Genomic DNA, 16,632 nt, shown 5'->3' on the forward strand with positions numbered 1-16,632 from the left:
GATTCCAAGGGGTTCAGTGGTCATAGGCGGTGAGTGCGCGTCTGGTCGTCTGGCCGGTGTGGTCGTTGTGCCAGATGGCGGCGGTGAGAGCGAGGATGCGCTGCAGGATGCGGACGACCACGCCGCCGGGGGTGCGGCCGCGATGTCGTTCGAGGTCGAGCTGGCCCTTGAAGGTCTCGTTGACCGATTCGATAACCTGCCGCAGCGGCTTGAACAGATGCGATCCGGGCCGCTCGGCCTCGCTCTTGCGGGTAGGCCGCAGCCGGATGCCCAGATGGGTCAGCTGCTGCTCGAAGTCGCGACCGAAGTAGTTCTTGTCGCCGATCACGGTCTGTCCTGGCCGTTCGTCGGTGAGCTGTGGTTCGACGGCGAGCAGGTCCAGCAGCGTCTCGCGCTCGTCAGCCTTGGCTCCAGTCAATGCGAAGGCGATCGGCAGGCCGTGCAGGGTGCACACCAGGTGCAGCCGTAGTCCCCAGAAGTAGCGCGAGTGGCTGGCGCAATACCCGTACTGGGCCCAATCCGCCAGGTCGGAGCGTTTGACGGTCTCGCGGGAGCGGCCGCATTCGACCGGCGTGGAGTCCACCACCCACACATCGTCGGTCCACAGCGTGGTGTCGCGGGCCAGCGTGCGGGTAAGGCGCCGGATCAGATCAGCCGCCTTACGCAACCGCTTGTTATAGCCGGGCTGCTGGGGCAGGCAGGGAAACAAATGACGCAGGTGAGCGCGGGCGTGCCGCAGCCACCGGGCCTCGGAGGTGAAGCCCAACATGGCTTGCATCATCGCCAGCGTCACCAGCTCCGCGTCGCTGAGCCGCGGCGCGATACCCACGGCCGGCCGCCACGGGGCCCACTGCGGCGATTCCTTCAGCAGATCGTCGGTCTTCACATAAAGTGCGGTGGCGAGGGAGTCCAACTCTGTCTTCACACACTGACGTTGGGTTTCCTCTTTCCAGCCGCGCAGGCGATTCTCCGGAAAAGATCGGCATCTGGCTCCTGCGGACTCAGGCGCCCACCGTCCCGTCGACACCCTCACGCAGAAAGTCCGCGTGCCCGTTGTGACGGCCGTACTCCAGGAGCACGTGCACCATCACCATCCGCAGCGAGACCTCCTCGCCCCATCGTGGCTGATACCCGGCCTGGTCCAGGGACTCAGCCTCCCGCTCGATGCGGCGCGAGTTCTCCACCTCGGCCTCCCAGGCTGTGAACGCCTCGTCCCTGGTCGACGCGCTCGCGTCGTACGCCGCCTGGAAGTCGATCTTGTCGGACCAGACCAGGGGCACGTCGTTGTCCTCGAACACTCGACGGAACCAAGCACGCTCCACCTCCGCCATGTGTCGCACCAAACCGAGCAACGAAAGCGTGGACGGCGGCATCGACTGCTGTCGCAGCTCCTCGTCGGTAAGCCCTTCGCACTTCATGGCGAGGGTCGCGCGGTGGTAGTCGAGGAAAGCCCGCAGCGTGTCACGTTCGCTTCCAAAACTGGGCGGTCCTATGCGACTGTCGCTGGTCACTGGCCATGCTCCTTATCCGTGCCTGCATGCATGCATGGCCAGTATCTACTCCCGTCGACTGTCCCCAGACGAGGGCCGTCAACCCGACCTGACCGTCACCACGGAGGTCACCAGTCACAGGATCAGCAAGGCTGATCGCTTAACCGTAACCACAACCACCCCTTGGAATCGATCATCTAGGGACTGATGCTGATCAGACGCCGACTTACTTGACGATATGTCAGTTATGAGAAGTTGGGCGCGCGGGGTGACGGTCAGGACGCCGATGACCGCCGTGACCACGCCGATCGCAGGCACGAGCAGGGGAAACACCAGGCCGAACGGGCCGGCCGGAAACGCGACGGCGGGAAAGCCGACCGCGCCCACAGGCACGGCGCCCTGACGCACATCCGGCAGACCGGCGGCGGTGTCCCCTTTGCCGTGGCGGAAACCGTCTGTACTTGCGCTAGGAGGTCCATGGAGCCCGCCGCTTTTCCTCCCGTCGGGAGCAGGCAGGGTGTGGCCCACATCCGGAGCATGGAAATGGCCTTTGCTGAGACGCATGCACCATGACGCGCATCAGCCGGCCACCCCCACACGCACGACGCACCCTTCGGTGGCTGTCTCAGGTCCCACGCCAGGCAGTTGCAAAGCTTTAGAACAGGCAGTTGCAAAGCTTTAGAAAGGGAACGGCTCATGGACTACAACACCTTCCTCGACACCGTCACCCGGCGCGCCCCTGTCCCCCCGGAGAAGGCGGAGCCCCTCACCCGCGCCACCCTGGAAACCCTGGCCGAGCGGCTCACCAGGGGTGAGGCGGAGGACCTCGCGTCCGAACTGCCCAAGCCGCTGAAGGAACCGCTGGTCTCTCCCACTCCGGAGGCCGATCCCTTCGGGCTCGACGAGTTCATCAATCGGGTGAGCAGGCGAGCAGGGGTGAGCCCGGACGAAGCCCGCGAGGGCGTACGGGCCGAGCTGAGCACCCTGAGGGACGCGGTCAGTGATGGCGAGTTCCGCCACGTGATGTCCCAGCTGCCCCGGGACTTCGAGGCTCTCGTCGGCTCCCCGGGTTAGGAGGAGCCATGACCGACGAGGTCGGCGCCATCATCGAGGAGACGGAACCGGCCGTACTCACGGCGGCCACCGTCACACTGGTCGAGGGGCCGACGTTCTGCGTCTCGGGCACCTCTGGCGACATGGAGGCCGAGGTGCCGCAGGGGTTGTTCTTCCGCGACATGCGGGTCATCTCCGACTGGCAGATCCGGGTGGACGGCCACCGGCCGCACCACCTCACCGTGCTTTCCCAGGACCCCTACAGCACCACGTTCGTCTCCCGCGTCCCGCCACACGGCGCGCAGAGCGAAATCCTGTTGGAACGTCGGCGCTACGTCGGCGAGGGGATGCGCGAGGACCTCCGGTTGCGCAACCTCAGCACACGTCCGATGCGGACCCGGACTCGGCATGAGATCGCCGGAGGATCGCATGACACAGCCGACAGTTCCCTCAGCCGGCGCATCCGTGGACGTCGAAGGCGGGGCGCAGCGGCCGTTCTCCGAGCACGCGGGCATGGCCCGGGCGTATCCCGGCGGCAGGATGACCGTGGGCGCCATCACGCCCCTGGAGGGCTTCGACGGGCCCGTGCCGTCCCTGGCCGGGCACGTCGAGCGGATCCAGCAGGCCGAGCGGGCCGGCTTCGCCTCGGTGCGGGTCCGTGACGTGCCGCTGCTGGACCCGAGCTTCGGGGACGCCGGGCAGGTCTTCGACCCCTGGGTGTACCTGGGGCAGCTCAGCGCCCGCACCACCTCGATCACGCTGGGGACCGCCAGCATCGTCATGCCGCTGCGGCATCCATTGCACACCGCCAAGGCAGCCGCTTCGGTGGACCAGCTGTCAGGCGGACGGCTCCTGCTCGGGGTGGCCACCGGTGACCGGCCCGTGGAGTTCCCGGCCTTCGGTCAGGACCTGGGCGGCCGGGCCGAGAGGTTCCGGCAGTCGCTGGAGTACTTCCGTGTCGTCCTCGAGCACCGTTTCCCGCACGTGGAGTCGCCGCTCGGCCGGATGCGCGGCACCGATCTGCTGCCCAGGCCGGTGTACCGGCGGATCCCCGTACTGATGACGGGACGCGGCCGGCAGGACGTCCGGTGGATCGCCGACACCACGGACGGCTGGCTGTACTACACCCCGCCGCTCCAGCAGCAGGCCGAGAACATCGAGCGGTGGCGGGAGCTGACCCGGGGCGACGGCGGTGGGTTCAAGCCGTACGCCCAGGCCACCTATCTGGATCTGACCGAGGCCACGGCGCACAGGACCAGCCCGGCCGGGAGGACCACTGCCCCGCGGTCAGGAGCCGGGGCAGTGGGAGGCTGCCCGGCACCAGCTGGGCGGCCGCCGCGGAACCGAACATGAGGAAGGCCGCCAGGCCGACCACGAGGTGCGAGTCGGTGTGCAGGGTGCCGTGGAGCACGCTCGCCCCGAGGGTGGAGATCAGGCCGAGGATCGCGAAGGCGGAGGCGAAGGCGCCCAGCGCGCCGGCCGCGCCGAGCGCCTGCCGGCCGCCGGGGCGCAGGACGAACCTCCTGGGTAGTGACCAGGGGCGTGGGAAGCCACTCGGCGGCGGCTCCGGCGACCAGGTGCGGTGTCGACCTCGACGCTGATCGGGTAGAGCCGGGCCCGCCGCGGAAGGTCGGCGAGGAAGATCGCCACGTCCCATTCGGCACCGTCCAGGTGGTTTCTGACGGCCTCGGCGATGCCGGAGACGTCGACCTGCTCGCGCACGTTGAGCGGGGCGGTCATCGTGTCGACCTGCCATCCGCCCCGAGCACGGACTGCCCGGCGGAGATGGTCGGGCAACGGGGGGCGAGAGCCCGGGCGATCTCCGACGGCAGACCTGGGTCGGCCACCGGTACGACGCGCACGTATCTGCCGGGGGACGTCTCGGGCACGTCAGCCGTCATGACCACACCTCCGTGTGCGCCCCGCGCCATGGCGGCCGCGAAGGGCCAGCGGTCCGCGGGTATCACCCACCGTGCTCCGGCACACACGCGGCGTTCAAGCCGCTGGCGCCGTGACGCGGGCGCCGTGCCGAAGGCCCCGGGGTCACCCGGCGGATTCGAGGGCCTGGGAGAAGTCCGTTCCGAGCTGCGAGATCAGGTCATTGAACTCCTTCTCGCTGATCGCCTCGCGGAGCACGGCCAGTACGGTCCGCACACCCCGATCGGCTTCCTCCTCCTTGAGCATGGTGCGTTCGGCCACGCGCCGCACGCTGTCGTAGTGGCCGAAGCGCTCGATGCGATCCGTGGTTCCCCGGCGCACCGCCTCCGCGAGGCCCTCGGGAAGCTCGGTGGTCAGGTCCCTGGCCTCCCCCGGGCTCAGCCGGTGGGCCAGCGTCTCGAGCGTGGCCCAGGTCAGGTCCGCCGCCTCCTGCCGGCTCAGTCCGGTGCGCTCGGCGACGGTACGGACGAATTCCTGCTCATCCATGCGTCGTCCTCCTTCGCTGCTGTGTTGCGACGAACGGCGCGGACCCCCTGCAAGCCTGTCACACCGACCCGGGCCGCGCCCGCGCACGGACGGCGGTGACCTCGACCACCCACAGCCTGACGCCTCCGTGCACCGTGGTGTGCAGGGCCTCGCCGGCCAGGTCGAGCTCGTCGTATTGCACACAGGCGAAGAGCCACACCAGGAGAGCGCCGACGTAGCCGAACTCGGGCGGCGACTCTGCGCATTCGACGTGAACCACAGACGACCCGAGTGCCACAGCTTGCCGTGGCATGGGACGAATCAGCACGTGTGACCGGGTCCGGGCGTGGAAACCCGAGGTGTCCCGACTCCAGGGAGGCGTCATGGACGCCCATGTCACTGCCCAGGGAAGTCCCATCGCCACGGTCAATCCGTACACCGGTGAAAGGGTTCGGGAGTTCCCGGCGCTGAGTGCGGAGGACGTGGGGCGCGCGATCGACGCGGCGCACCGTAGCTTTCCAAACTGGCGTGCCCGGTCGACGGCCGACCGGGGGGCCCTCGTGCAACGCGCCGGCCGGCTCATGAGGGAGCGCAAGGAGGAACTGGCGCGACTGCTGACCCTTGAGGTCGGCAAGCTGATCGACTCGAGCCGTGCAGAGGTCGACCTCGCGTCCGACATCCTCACCTACTACGGCGAGCACGGCCCCGAGCTGCTGGAAGAGCGACCCCTGCCGGTGCCCGAGGGCACGGCCGTGCTGGTGAACGAGCCGCTCGGCGTCCTTCTCGGTGTGATGCCGTGGAACTTCCCGCTGTACCAGGTGGTCCGATTCGCGGGTCCGAACCTCGTCCTCGGCAACACGATCCTGCTCAAGCACGCGAGCAGTTGCCCCCAGTCCGCACTGGCACTCGAGCAGCTGTTCACGGATGCGGGTGTGCCGGCCGGGGTCTACACCAATCTCTTCGTGCGGGGCAGGGACGTCGGGAAGATCATCGATGACTCCCGTGTGCAGGGAGCGTCACTGACCGGAAGCGAGCGGGCGGGCGTGAGCGTGGGCGAGATCGCCGGCCGCAATGTCAAGAAGTCCGTCCTCGAGTTGGGTGGCAGTGATCCCTTCGTCGTGCTGGACGGTCACAACCTCGAGCGCACCGTGTACGCCGCGTTCCTCGGCCGGATGGGCAACACCGGGCAGTGCTGCGTGGCGGCCAAGCGCTTCATCGCCCTTGCCGACGTCTACGACGCCTTCGTCACCGGGCTGCGTGACCGGATGAGCGAGGTGCAACCGGGAGATCCGGCCGACCCCGCCACCACGCTCGGCCCGCTGTCCTCCGAGGCCGCGGCCGAACTCCTGATGGAGCAGGTCCGTGACGCGGTGGGCAAGGGGGCCACGGTGGTGCTGGGCGGCGGGCGGCCCGACCTGCCGGGCGCCTTCGTCGAGCCGACCCTTCTCACCGACGTCACACCGGACATGCGGGCCTATCGGGAAGAGCTCTTCGGCCCCGTCGCCGTCGTCTACCGGGTCGCCGGCGAGGACGAGGCCGTGGCATTGGCCAACACCTCCTCCTACGGCCTGGGAGGCGCGGTCTTCGCCGCCGACCCGGAACGTGCTCGCGGAGTCGCGGACCGGCTGGAGGCGGGCATGGTGTGGATCAACCACCCGACCGCGTCCCGACCGGAGCTGCCCTTCGGCGGCATCAAGCGCTCCGGCTACGGGCGCGAACTCGGCGACGTGGGCATCGTGGAATTCGCGAACCGCAAGCTCGTGCGCTACCTGGACGCCGACGCCCCGATCGGAGAGGTGCTGGGCTGACTGCGTTCGATCACCCGGCGGCGGCCCAATCGCTCGCTGGACTCGATGCCTTTGCGTGCGATCCGCATCCCGATGCGCTTGCCACGTAACCATTTCCGTAGGTCGGCGCGGGCCTGAGCTTTGTCCGCGTGTAGGCGCTGGGGCTTGAAGTAGTGGTCCCGGTGACCCTCGACCATGGGCTTCAACCCTTCGCTGTCGTGGGTGTTGCCGGCCGAGACACCGACGAGAAGGGGCAGTCCGTTCGCGTCCGACAAGAGGTGCATCCTGGAACCCGGCTTGCCGCGGTCCACGGAGGCTCGGACCTGTGTGTTCGCCCCCCTTTTTTTCGCCCTGACATGGGCGGTGTCCAGGACGACGCGGGTGACGTCGACGAGACCGGCGTCGTCGAGCCGGTGAAGGACGGCTTCGTGCAGGCGGCCCCATACCCCGGCTCTGGACTCCGTGCGGCCCGTGCTGCCACCGCTGGTGCCGCGCGTGGCCGACAGGCTGCCCCGCCTGGAGGTCGAGGAGGAGCTCGCTCCGGCCGGGCCGCTCGGCGCCGGCGGCGACGCCGACCGGGCGGCGAGGCGGCACGCCCGCTGAGGGGCGCGACCGGCACCGAGCGGCCCGGCCGTCAGCTGTCCAGCTCCTCCTCGACTGGCGGTTTCGGCACCTCGCGCAGATGCTGGGACTGTCCCGGCCTGCCGCCCTCTCGGGCCTGCTCGGCTCGCTGTGCCGGGCTCAGCCCGAGGTCGGAGTCGGGGTCCACGCGGACCGACCGGGCCACCTCCTCGCGGTTGGCGTACTGCTCGGCCGGGATGCCGCGCAGCGCCTTGACGACATCCGGCGCAGCGCCCGACCGGCTCGCCGCTTCGATCAGCCTGTCCTTGCCGGCGGGGAAGTCGACATCCTTGATGGCCTTCACCACGTCCCGGGCACTCGTACTGTGAGTCATGGCCCCTTCTCCCTCATCGGAATCCGGAATCCTGGGCCACCCGGGTAACCGGCAGGGGCCGCTCACTCACCTCCTTCACCCGCCTGATTTCCCCCGGTTTGCCGGTCTGGGCCGGGAGGACCCTGCCCGGCAGGAGGTGATCGTCGTGCCCGAACCCGGGAGCAACAGGTACGACACCGAGCGCGCGAGGGCCCGCAAGGAGGCGGAGCGGTCGGGGCTCTCCGACCAGGACGCCAACCGGGGGCCGCCAACGAGAGCTCGCGCCTTGGTCGTCCCGCTGTCCGCTGGGAGCGGCGCACCGAAGTCCACGACGCCTTCATCACCGTCGCCTGCAGCCTTGTCTGCTGGAGACGCATCAAGAAGGCCAATACATGAGCCCGGTTCTTGCAGCCTGGGGCTTCGAGCGCCGCGGCCACGCCTGGACCTCCGCGCTTGCCGCCCGAGTACGGACTTGAAGACCTCCACCAGCGTTCCCTCCGCCAGCCAGAGCACGGATGCGGGTAAGAAGATCGTGGGCCGCAAGCGACGCGTCGTGACCGACCTGTCGGCCTCCTCCTGGCGGTGCTGGTCACCGCGGCCGGTATCCAGGACTCCGCAGCCGGCACCCGGCTGCTCGACCAGGTCGCCGGCCGTCCCGGCATCCGCAGGGCGGCCCAGATGTTCCTCCGCCGCCCGGCCCACCCACTGCAGCGCTGCTGACACCACTCCCACCGGAGTTCCAGCGCGTCAGCCCGGTCCGCCCAGCATGATCTTCCATACCCGGGTCGCCACCTGGAGGTTGAGCCGGTCCTCGACGTTCGCGAGGTCGTTGCCGCTGATGTCGCGGATGCGCTGGAGCCGATAGCGCAGCGTGCTGCGGTGGATGGCGAGGGATTCGGCGGTCTCGTCGTAGTTGCCGCCGCAGTCGAAGTACCGGGACAGGGTCTCCACCATGGCCGCGTGGTGCCGGGAGTCGTAGTCGATGAGCTGCCCGAGCCACTCGTGGACGAACGTCTCCAGTTCCCGGTGATCGTTGCCGGGTCCCAGGATGCGGTAGAGGCCGAGCTCGTCGAAGAACGTCGTGCCGTAGCGCTCGCGGGAGTGGCGGCGCACGTCCAGGGCGCGCTGCGCCTCCTGGTAGCGGCGGGGGATGTCGTCCAGGGAGTCGCAGGGGGCGCTCACCCCGATCGTCCCGGACCGTGTCCCGGTCTCCCGGGCGAGCGCCTCGTACAGCGCGCGGGGGTGCGGCCTGTCGTCGGCGACCAGGACCACGAGGTCGGAGCGTCGGGTCAGCAGCGAGCGCATGCCCACGGCAGAGGCCGCCCGGCCGCGCCCTCGGACAGGTTGCCCGCCGGGAACCGGTGACAGCGCGGGAAAGTGCACCCTCACCCGGCCCCAGGCGACGGGTCGTCCAGTGGCGCTAGGCGTCGTCGCCCCGCTCGCCCTCGGCCTGGGATGGCTCGCTCCGGGGGACGTCCGGGTGCCGTTCCGTTGCGGTACGCTCGCCCGTCTCGTCCCGCTCGCCCTCGGCCTGCGAGGGTGTGCGCGAGTACCAGGCGTCGTCATCAGGGGCTCCGGATTTCATGACGGGCCTCCTTCGTCGCTCACGTCCATCCTCCCAGCTTGTCCGGGCCTCCGCGACGTGCCCCTTCTCCGACATCGCCTCGACGTACCCGAAGGCGTAGCCGATCGACTGGTGCTCGAAGGGTGTACCGCTCGGCGCGGCGATGTCCCTCAGCTTGCTGAACACCGTGTCGGCCTCGCTGCGCTGCGCCTCTTGCAGCGCCCGGGTGTGAGTCATTACCCGCACCCGGGCGAAGGCGGAGTGCGGCGTCAGCCGCCGGCCACGGCGCGTACCGCCTCCTCGACCGGGGTGGACCCGCTGATCAGCTCGAGGATGCGCCCGGCGGTCCTGGGCTCGTGGAGCAGGGCGGCGAGCACCGCAGCCACGTCATCGCGCGGCACCTGGCCGCGGTCGGTGTGCTCGGCGAGCGTGACGCGGCCGCTACCGGGGTCGTCGGTCAGCGTCCCCGGGCGCACAATCGTCCAGTCCAGTCCCGGACGGGAGGCGATGTCGGCGTCCGCCTCGCCCTTGGCCTTCAGGTAGGCGGCAAACACCGGGTCGGTGCCGGGCGGCGGCGGGCTGTCCACGCCCATCGCGGAGATCACCAGGAAGCGGCGCATCCCGGCGCGCTCGGCCGCATCTGCGAGGAGGATGGCCGCGTTCCGGTCCACCGTCTGCTTGCGGGCCGCGCCGCTGCCCGGTCCGGCGCCCGCGGCGAACAGTGCCGCCTCGGCGCCGCCAAGGTGGCCGGCCACCTCGTCCACCGAGGCGTGCTCCAGGTCGCACACCACCGGTTCCGCACCGTCCGCGCGCAGGTCGTCGGCGTGGTCTGGGTTGCGAATCAACCCTGTGATGTTGTCGCCGCGCGCCGAGAGCAGCCGGGTCAACCGGCGCGCGATCTTTCCGTGTCCACCCGCGATCACAATGTGCATGGGGTCATTCTTGCCACACGCGACCGCTCACGCCGGGCTGCGGGACTGCCGCGGCAGGTCGGGTCCCACGGTTGCCGCAAAGTCGGTGTACTCGTGCACCGCGCTGGTGCGCGAGACCACCCGGCCACCGGGTCGCGCCGCAGGTGCTCGGGGATTCGCGATCGCGATTCTGTCGTCAGGAGCGCGCGAGCCGGGCCGCGAGATAGGGCGCGGTGGCGCTGCGGCGGGCCCTCGCCACCTTGGTCGGCGGGCCCGCCGCGACCACCCGCCCGCCCGCGTCACCGCCGCCCGGCCCGAGGTCGATGACCCAGTCGGCGGTGGCGATCGTGGCCAGGTCGTGCTCGACGACGACGACCGTGTTGCCGGCGTCGACGAGCCGGTGCAACTGTCGCAGCAGCAGCGCGATGTCCGAAGGGTGCAGCCCCGCCGTCGGCTCGTCGAGCAGGTAGAGCGCGTGCCCCCGGCGGGCTCGCTGCAGTTCGGTGGCCAGTTTGATGCGCTGCGCCTCACCACCGCTGAGTTCCGTCGCGGGCTGGCCCAGCCGCAGGTACCCCAGTCCCACCTCGCGCAACGTCTCCAGACTGCGGGAAGCGGCCGGGACGGCGGACAGGAACTCGGCGGCGGCGTCGACGGACAGCGCCAGTACTTCAGCGATGTTCTTGCCGCGATAGGTGACTTCCAGCGTTTCGGCGTTGTACCGGGCGCCGTGGCAGGTCGGGCACGGCGCGTAGGTGCCGGGTAGGAACAGCAGTTCCACCGCGACGAACCCTTCGCCCTGACAGGTCTCGCACCGTCCTTCGGGCACGTTGAAGGAGAACCGCCCGGCCGAATACCCGCGCGCCCTGGCCTCGTCGGTCGCCGCGTACAGCTTGCGCACCGCGTCGAACATCCCCGTGTACGTGGCCAGGTTGGACCGGGGAGTCCGGCCGATGGGCCGCTGGTCGACCAGGACCAGCCGGTCGAACGACTCGACCCCCGACGCGTCCTGGACGTCGACCTCCAGCTGCGCCTCGTCGGGCTCCTCGGGTACGAGTCCGAGGTGGCCGCGGACGACCTCGGCGAGCACCTGCGTCACCAGCGTCGACTTTCCGGAACCGGACACGCCCGTCACCGCCGTCAGTACGCAGAGCGGTACGTCGACGGACACGTCGCGCAGATTGTGGCGGGAGACGCCGCGCAGGTGCAGCCAGCCGTGCGGTGTGCGCGGGCGGTGATCGACCGGTTGGGCGCGCCCGAACAGGTACTGGCTCGTGGCCGACTCCCCGACCCGCTCAAGACCAGCCATCGGGCCGCTGTACAGCACGCGTCCGCCGCCCTCGCCCGCGCCGGGGCCGATGTCGACCACCCAGTCCGCCCGCCGTACGACGTCCATGTCGTGCTCCACGACGAACAGCGAGTTGCCCGCCGCCTTGAGACGGTCCAGCACGTCCAGCAGCGGTTCCGCATCAGCCGGGTGCAGGCCCGCGGAGGGCTCGTCGAGGACGTAGACGACGCCGAACAGCCCCGAGCGCAGCTGGGTGGCGATCCGCAGGCGCTGCGCCTCGCCGGGTGACAGGGTCGTCGAGCGGCGCCCGAGGCTGAGATACCCGAGACCCAGATCGAGCAGTACCTCGACTCGCGAGACCAGATCGCCGCAGATCCGCACCGCGACCTCGGTCGTCTCCCCGGATCGGGCGGTCGACGTGGTGACATCGGCCTTCGACCGCCCCGCGACCGGCCGTAGCAGCGCCACCACCTCGGTGAGCGGCATCGCGTTGATCTCGGCGATGGAACGTCCGGCGAAGGTCACAGCGAGCGCCTCGGGCCGCAGCCCGCTGCCCCCACACTCGGGGCAGGGCACACTCCTGACGAACCGGAGCGCCCGTTCGCGCATCTTCTCGCTCTTGGAGTCGGCGAGGACGTGCATGACATGCTTGCGGGCACTCCAGAACTTGCCCTGGTAGCCGTAGTCGACGCGGTCCTCCTCCGGCTCGATGTACACGGAGGGCTGCTCGTCCGTGTACAGCAACCAGTCCCGGTCCCTCTTCCTGAGCCTGCGCCACGGTCGGTCGATGTCGATCCCCAGGCCGCTCACGACACTGCGCAGGTTGGCGCCCTGCCAGGCGCCCGGCCAGGCGGCGATCGCCCCCTCACGGATGCTCAGCGAGGGGTCCGGGACGAGCAGATCCTCGGCCACGTCGTGCACGACGCCCAGTCCGTGACACTCCGGGCAGGCGCCGGCCGCGGTGTTGGGTGAGAACGACTCGGCTTCCAGCCGTGCGGCCCCGAGCGGATAGGTGCCGGCGCGCGAGTACAGTATGCGCAGCAGATTGGACAGCGTGGTGATGGTGCCGACCGTCGAGCGCGAGCTGGCCGCCCCGCGTCGCTGCTGCAGGGCCACGGCGGGTGGCAGTCCGGTGATTTCCTGCACGTGCGGTGCGCCGACCTGCTGCAACAGCCTTCGGGCGTACGGTGCCACGGACTCGAAGTAGCGCCGCTGGGCCTCCGCGTAGAGCGTGCCGAACGCGAGCGAGGACTTGCCCGAACCGGAGACGCCGGTGAAGGCGACCATCGCGTCCCGCGGAACGTCGACATCGACGTTCCGCAGGTTGTTCTCACTGGCGCCCCGGACATGCACGAAGGGGTCGGTCGCGTCCTTGTTCACCGTTCCTGATTACCTGATCGCGCCGGGAACCGCGCGACAGGCGCCGTCACCGGGCCCGCTCACACGAGCACTCGGAGAAATCCTGGTATGACACGCTCCAGGGGGCTGACGTCGCGCGAGGCGCAGGAGGTGCAGGAGGCGCTTAAGAGGTTCGGCCGCGCGGCGATGCTCATGGAGAGCCACGTCCCGCGGGCCGACAGCCGTTTCGTCCCCGAGGCGGAGCGGTTCGCCGAGGTCCTGGAGGCGAACACCGCAAAGGCGGCAGTCGACGTGCGCGAGCACAGGAATCCGGACTGGGGGCGCGTGGAGGAGGCGCTCCACGCGTGAGAGGGCGCCGCCGCCGGCAATGGGAGCCCGGTCGTGCGGCGCGAAGCGGAACTGGAGAAGCGGGCCTTGGAAGACCTCGCGACAACCGTGAGCCGCACACCCCTGGAACGGGACGTCGGCTCCGCTCGCGAGGAGCAGCGGGTGCGGGCGGCCGTGGCTGCGGAAGGTGATGGATCAGGACCCGCGCACCGGGGTGGGTGACGGCGCCGGTGACAGAGCGCCGCGCCTCCTGGTACGGGAAATAGTCTTCCGGCCGCGTCGAGACCGCAGCGTCGGCGGGCCGCACCGTGACAGTGGGCAGCTTCGCGGCGCGGTCCGAGCGACTGGCCCTCGGCGATCTGCAGTTGCTTCGGCTTCGAACTCGATCGCCGCCTGCGCGCCTTCGCCAGCATGGTGCTCAGTGTGGTGGCCCACCCCAGCGGCGCACTGGACCCCCTCACCCCGTCCCGCCCGCAGGTCAGCGTGACGCCCCCGGCGAGTGGCTGCGCGCCTTGCCCGCCGCGCTCCTGGGGCAGGCCAAGGACGCCGGAGCATGACCCATCATCCGTGCCGTCCTCGACCCGGAGGTGCAGGGAGGGCAGCAGTGGGGGCCGAGGGTCTTCGGCCTGCGCGGCAGACCACGGCGTGAGCCCGTCCCTTCTCACATGGCCGACCCGGCCGTCGCCTCTCGCCTTGGGGTGGCCAGCAGTGAGCTGGCCGGCACCGATCCGAACCTCGGATTTCGGTAGTCCGGAGCCACACCCAATACAACCATCCGACGGCCGGGCCCGGAGGCCGCGAGCGTCGTCGCGTCGCCGGCGGTGCCGTAACCGACGCCGCTGTGGGCGAGGAGGTGTCCGGCGTGACATCGGTCGGCTTGTACACCCGGTGCGCTCTGATCCGCCTTCCATGGCCACCAGGCATCAACGGCAGACGATGCGTCCGCCGTGCCGACAACATCCTCTACGCCAGCTACAGTGCCGGCCCTGCATCGAACAGGCGCACTTGTCACATCAGGACACGGCCGACCAACGCGCCAGGCCGGGCCCCGGCGCAACGGGTGCACAGTGCATTCGCGATCACACTGGACGACGACACGTGGCAAAGCCGGACGAGCTGTTCCCGCCACCGGCGTCGAACGGAACCAAGCCCGCTTCCGCGACGCGGGCGCCCAAAGAAGCCGAGCGCCGAATACGCGACTGTACGCGGTCACGCCCGGCTATTGCCCGATATCCCCGCGTCGCCAGCACATCCGAGAGCGCGCCAGTCAGGGCAGTCGATTCCTGGGCGACCAGCGACCGGGCAAGCCACCTGGGCGGCCGCCCCCTCAGCACCGCCGTCGACCACAGGACTTGCTTACCCAAGGCAACGAGGACGCCCCCTCGGGGGCAGTCACTCCAGGAGCAGCCCATCGACAAGGCGCTTCAACTCACCGAGCGCGGCGTCGATGGGCACCGCCTCAGGGGCGAGGAGCGACTGGTAGACGGCACCGCGCAGGCGCTGACGATGAGCATGGCCGTCGTGGCAGCGTCGACGCCGGGCGCCGCCTGCGCTCCTGGATCCCGAGACCCGGCCCATCGGCCTGGAACGCCAGCTGTCACGACTTGAGATCGGCACCACGCGACAACGACACCGCCGCCACCGCCGGTCACAGGCCCGTGAGGAGGTCGTCGAGTGGGGTCGGTACCTGTTCGATGTCGAGGGATTCGACGAGGAGGCGGCCGTAGCGGATCTTGCGGCCCTTCTTCGTTCCGAGGAAGCACCGCAACTGCTGCTGCCGGGCCCGACCCTGTTGTGCGTGCTGCCGCAGGAAGGTCTGCCAGGCGCGGAGGTCGCTCTCGTCCCGGACGATCTCCTCGACCCTCGTCGTGCCCGGCGCGCGGATGAGCTCGTCCTCCAGGTCCGACACGCACACGAAGAAACCCCGGCGCGGCGCCCCTGCCCGCTTCAGGCCGAGGTCGTAGAAGCCCTGCTCGCGCTCGTCGCACAGTCCTGCCAGGCGCAGACCGAGGCCGGGCGGCCCGAGGAGGTCGGCGTAGCGGCCGATGCTCATCGCCCCGCCCATCGACACGACGCACACCCCCTCGGCGGCCAGCTCCCGGCCACGCCGTGCGGCCAGCGCCTCAACGGCCGCGAGGTCGCTCGGCCTTTCCAACAACACCGCCGTCCGCACTCCCAGTCGAACAGCCAGGTCACTCGCCGGGCCGCCGGGACCGCCGGCCGCTCGGCCACTGACCTCGTCCCGGAAGGTGGCCATGTGCGTCGTGGGGCGAGTACACACGTGAACCGACGGCACAGCACGGAATATTCGACGGCCCTGCTCGACATGCCCAGCGCCCTCTCGGGCACGCCTTTTCGAACTCCATGGGCCTCGCCGCCCGGTGCCCCACCCGGGGACCGAACTGACCGGCGCGGAACGGCAGTCGTGGACCGACGGGGGAAACGGGCCCTCGCCTCAGTGCGCGAGCTCCGCCACAGCCACCGCTTCGAGGCGGGCCTCGTCCGGGGTCATGCAGTCGTCGAGCGCCGTGAGGTACCGCTCGGCGTCCAGAGCCGCCGCGCAGCCGGTCCCGGCGGCAGTGATGGCCTGTCTGTACTCGTGGTCGACGACGTCGCCGCAGGCGAACAGGCCGTTGAGGTTGGTGCGCGTGGACTGGCCTTCGACAGCGGTGTAACCGGCGTGGTCGAAGGAGGCCTGCCCCTTGACCACTTCGACGCGTGGATCGTGCCCAATGGCGACGAAGACCCCGGTCACCGGCAGGCCGGTTTCCGCACCGGTCTTCACGTCGCGCACGCGGACGCCGGTGACTCTGTCCTGCCCCAGGATGTCGACCACCCCGTGGTTCCACAGGAACCGGACCTTCTCGTTGCGGCGTGCCCGCTCCTGCAAGATCTTCGAGGCGCGCAGCGTGTCACGGCGATGCACCACGGTGACGGAACGGGCAAATTCGGTCAGGCAGTTGGCTTCCTCCATGGCGGAGTCACCGCCACCCGCGACCACGACGTCCTGGTCGCGGAAGAAGAAGCCGTCACAGGTGGCGCACCAGCTCACGCCGTGCCCGGACAGCCGCTTCTCGTTCTCCAGCCCCAGCTCGCGGTAGCGCGACCCGGTCGCGAGAGTGACCGCCCTGGCACGGTGCGTCTCCCCCGCGCTGCCGACGACCTCCTTGACCTCCCCCGGAGACGGGCTTCCACGATGTCGTCGGCGACCATCTCGGCGCCGAACTGTTCCGCTTGGGACCTCATCTTGGCCATCAGCTCCGGGCCCAGCACCGCCTCCGGGCACCCGGACAGTTCTCCACGTCCGTGGTGTTCATCAGCGCACCGCCGGCGGAGACGGACCCTTCGAACACCAGCGGGCGCAGCAGTGCACGGGCCGCGTACGGCGCGGCGGTGCAGCCGGCTGGACCGGAGCCGACGACGATCACTTGCCGGACGGTCTCATTCACGTCGATCACCTACCTGGGCCATGCCTGGGCTGGGCTGGGCTGGGAGGAAGGGCGGAACGCCAGCCGAAGG

General features: G+C 69.9%; 17 protein-coding genes and 4 pseudogenes. 7 read left to right on the top strand and 14 right to left on the bottom strand.

Going from position 1 to position 16,632, the window contains the following annotated elements; all coding sequences use genetic code 11:
* Positions 1-13: 13 nt before the first annotated feature.
* The 3 genes from ACIF80_RS24950 to ACIF80_RS24960 all read right to left on the bottom strand — a co-directional run bounded on the left by ACIF80_RS24950 (position 14) and on the right by ACIF80_RS24960 (position 2,054).
* On the bottom strand, positions 14-925 hold the full coding sequence (locus tag ACIF80_RS24950; RefSeq protein ID WP_399808497.1) for an IS982 family transposase: 912 nt from the start codon (positions 923-925) through the stop codon (positions 14-16).
* A gap of 76 nt (positions 926-1,001) precedes the next feature.
* Complete coding sequence (locus ACIF80_RS24955; RefSeq protein ID WP_345584165.1) at positions 1,002-1,511, bottom strand: DinB family protein; 510 nt, start codon at positions 1,509-1,511, stop codon at positions 1,002-1,004.
* A gap of 114 nt (positions 1,512-1,625) precedes the next feature.
* Positions 1,626-2,054, bottom strand: coding sequence for a hypothetical protein (locus tag ACIF80_RS24960; protein ID WP_399808500.1), 429 nt, complete (start codon positions 2,052-2,054; stop codon positions 1,626-1,628).
* 132 nt (positions 2,055-2,186) lie between these two features.
* On the opposite strand from ACIF80_RS24960, the gene ACIF80_RS24965 reads away from it, so the two are divergent.
* From ACIF80_RS24965 to ACIF80_RS24975, 3 genes are all read left to right on the top strand, one after another.
* A complete protein-coding gene (locus tag ACIF80_RS24965; protein ID WP_399808503.1) occupies positions 2,187-2,564 on the top strand; it encodes a DUF2267 domain-containing protein in 378 nt (125 codons plus the stop codon).
* Between the two features lie 122 nt (positions 2,565-2,686).
* Positions 2,687-3,205: a glycogen debranching N-terminal domain-containing protein gene (locus tag ACIF80_RS24970; protein ID WP_399808934.1), complete on the top strand. Its 519-nt coding sequence runs from the start codon at positions 2,687-2,689 to the stop codon at positions 3,203-3,205.
* A complete protein-coding gene (locus tag ACIF80_RS24975; protein WP_399808506.1) occupies positions 3,090-3,896 on the top strand; it encodes a TIGR03571 family LLM class oxidoreductase in 807 nt (268 codons plus the stop codon). Before ACIF80_RS24970 ends, ACIF80_RS24975 begins: the two co-directional genes overlap by 116 nt.
* A 78-nt stretch (positions 3,897-3,974) precedes the next feature.
* Here ACIF80_RS24975 and ACIF80_RS24980 read toward each other — a convergent pair whose 3' ends face one another.
* The 3 genes from ACIF80_RS24980 to ACIF80_RS24990 all read right to left on the bottom strand — a co-directional run bounded on the left by ACIF80_RS24980 (position 3,975) and on the right by ACIF80_RS24990 (position 5,226).
* Positions 3,975-4,283 carry a hypothetical protein gene (locus ACIF80_RS24980; protein ID WP_399808509.1) on the bottom strand — a complete coding sequence of 103 codons (309 nt, stop codon included), beginning with the start codon at positions 4,281-4,283 and terminating at the stop codon, positions 3,975-3,977.
* 303 nt (positions 4,284-4,586) lie between these two features.
* Positions 4,587-4,967 (bottom strand): DUF2267 domain-containing protein, encoded by a 381-nt coding sequence (locus ACIF80_RS24985; RefSeq protein ID WP_399808512.1) that lies wholly within the window; start codon positions 4,965-4,967, stop codon positions 4,587-4,589.
* A gap of 58 nt (positions 4,968-5,025) precedes the next feature.
* Complete coding sequence (locus ACIF80_RS24990; protein ID WP_399808515.1) at positions 5,026-5,226, bottom strand: hypothetical protein; 201 nt, start codon at positions 5,224-5,226, stop codon at positions 5,026-5,028.
* A gap of 103 nt (positions 5,227-5,329) precedes the next feature.
* Between ACIF80_RS24990 and ACIF80_RS24995 the strand changes: the two genes are divergently transcribed.
* Positions 5,330-6,754 carry an NAD-dependent succinate-semialdehyde dehydrogenase gene (locus ACIF80_RS24995; protein WP_399808518.1) on the top strand — a complete coding sequence of 475 codons (1,425 nt, stop codon included), beginning with the start codon at positions 5,330-5,332 and terminating at the stop codon, positions 6,752-6,754.
* Here ACIF80_RS24995 and ACIF80_RS25000 read toward each other — a convergent pair.
* Complete coding sequence (locus ACIF80_RS25000; RefSeq protein ID WP_399808937.1) at positions 6,712-7,239, bottom strand: transposase; 528 nt, start codon at positions 7,237-7,239, stop codon at positions 6,712-6,714. The two genes, ACIF80_RS24995 and ACIF80_RS25000, sit on opposite strands and share 43 nt — an antisense overlap.
* A gap of 128 nt (positions 7,240-7,367) precedes the next feature.
* Positions 7,368-7,688 carry a DUF2795 domain-containing protein gene (locus ACIF80_RS25005; RefSeq protein ID WP_399808520.1) on the bottom strand — a complete coding sequence of 107 codons (321 nt, stop codon included), beginning with the start codon at positions 7,686-7,688 and terminating at the stop codon, positions 7,368-7,370.
* Between the two features lie 451 nt (positions 7,689-8,139).
* Here ACIF80_RS25005 and ACIF80_RS25010 point away from each other — a divergent pair.
* Positions 8,140-8,336 (top strand): annotated as a pseudogene (locus ACIF80_RS25010) (transposase); the annotation flags it as partial.
* A 78-nt stretch (positions 8,337-8,414) separates the two neighbouring features.
* On the opposite strand, the pseudogene ACIF80_RS25015 reads toward ACIF80_RS25010, so the two are convergent.
* The 4 genes and pseudogenes from ACIF80_RS25015 to uvrA form a co-directional block, all read right to left on the bottom strand.
* Positions 8,415-8,996 (bottom strand): annotated as a pseudogene (locus ACIF80_RS25015) (PucR family transcriptional regulator); the annotation flags it as partial.
* 91 nt (positions 8,997-9,087) lie between these two features.
* On the bottom strand, positions 9,088-9,468 hold the full coding sequence (locus ACIF80_RS25020; protein ID WP_399808960.1) for a hypothetical protein: 381 nt from the start codon (positions 9,466-9,468) through the stop codon (positions 9,088-9,090).
* Between the two features lie 32 nt (positions 9,469-9,500).
* Positions 9,501-10,163 carry an SDR family oxidoreductase gene (locus ACIF80_RS25025; RefSeq protein ID WP_399808523.1) on the bottom strand — a complete coding sequence of 221 codons (663 nt, stop codon included), beginning with the start codon at positions 10,161-10,163 and terminating at the stop codon, positions 9,501-9,503.
* A gap of 175 nt (positions 10,164-10,338) precedes the next feature.
* Positions 10,339-12,807, bottom strand: a complete 2,469-nt coding sequence (gene uvrA, locus ACIF80_RS25030; RefSeq protein WP_399808525.1) for an excinuclease ABC subunit UvrA — start codon at positions 12,805-12,807, stop codon at positions 10,339-10,341.
* 87 nt (positions 12,808-12,894) lie between these two features.
* Here uvrA and ACIF80_RS25035 point away from each other — a divergent pair, with 87 nt between their 5' ends.
* Together ACIF80_RS25035 and ACIF80_RS25040 are read left to right on the top strand one after the other, a co-directional pair.
* Positions 12,895-13,134, top strand: a complete 240-nt coding sequence (locus tag ACIF80_RS25035) for a hypothetical protein (protein WP_399808528.1) — start codon at positions 12,895-12,897, stop codon at positions 13,132-13,134.
* A 263-nt stretch (positions 13,135-13,397) separates the two neighbouring features.
* Positions 13,398-13,862: pseudogene (locus ACIF80_RS25040) on the top strand (short-chain dehydrogenase); the annotation flags it as partial.
* Between the two features lie 899 nt (positions 13,863-14,761).
* Here ACIF80_RS25040 and ACIF80_RS25045 read toward each other — a convergent pair.
* Entirely contained in the window at positions 14,762-15,370 is a 609-nt protein-coding gene (locus ACIF80_RS25045) for a TOPRIM nucleotidyl transferase/hydrolase domain-containing protein (RefSeq protein ID WP_399808530.1), read from the bottom strand.
* Positions 15,371-15,568: 198 nt separating this feature from the next.
* Positions 15,569-16,568, bottom strand: a pseudogene (trxB, locus tag ACIF80_RS25050) (thioredoxin-disulfide reductase).
* Positions 16,569-16,632 lie beyond the last annotated feature (64 nt).

The organism is Streptomyces sp. NPDC085927 (genome assembly GCF_044540975.1).
GTDB classification, from domain to species: Bacteria; Actinomycetota; Actinomycetes; order Streptomycetales; family Streptomycetaceae; genus Streptomyces; species Streptomyces hirsutus.

Excerpts from the sequence above, each read along its gene's own strand:
- ACIF80_RS24960 (WP_399808500.1), bottom strand. The coding sequence starts at position 2,054 with ATGCGTCTCAGCAAAGGCCATTTCCATGCTCCGGATGTGGGCCACACC.
- ACIF80_RS24965 (WP_399808503.1), top strand. The coding sequence starts at position 2,187 with ATGGACTACAACACCTTCCTCGACACCGTCACCCGGCGCGCCCCTGTC.
- ACIF80_RS24970 (WP_399808934.1), top strand. The coding sequence starts at position 2,687 with ATGGAGGCCGAGGTGCCGCAGGGGTTGTTCTTCCGCGACATGCGGGTC.
- ACIF80_RS24980 (WP_399808509.1), bottom strand. The coding sequence starts at position 4,283 with ATGACCGCCCCGCTCAACGTGCGCGAGCAGGTCGACGTCTCCGGCATC.
- ACIF80_RS24985 (WP_399808512.1), bottom strand. The coding sequence starts at position 4,967 with ATGGATGAGCAGGAATTCGTCCGTACCGTCGCCGAGCGCACCGGACTG.
- ACIF80_RS24995 (WP_399808518.1), top strand. The coding sequence starts at position 5,330 with ATGGACGCCCATGTCACTGCCCAGGGAAGTCCCATCGCCACGGTCAAT.
- ACIF80_RS25005 (WP_399808520.1), bottom strand. The coding sequence starts at position 7,688 with ATGACTCACAGTACGAGTGCCCGGGACGTGGTGAAGGCCATCAAGGAT.
- ACIF80_RS25020 (WP_399808960.1), bottom strand. The coding sequence starts at position 9,468 with ATGACTCACACCCGGGCGCTGCAAGAGGCGCAGCGCAGCGAGGCCGAC.
- ACIF80_RS25025 (WP_399808523.1), bottom strand. The coding sequence starts at position 10,163 with ATGCACATTGTGATCGCGGGTGGACACGGAAAGATCGCGCGCCGGTTG.
- ACIF80_RS25035 (WP_399808528.1), top strand. The coding sequence starts at position 12,895 with ATGACACGCTCCAGGGGGCTGACGTCGCGCGAGGCGCAGGAGGTGCAG.
- ACIF80_RS25045 (WP_399808530.1), bottom strand. The coding sequence starts at position 15,370 with ATGGCCACCTTCCGGGACGAGGTCAGTGGCCGAGCGGCCGGCGGTCCC.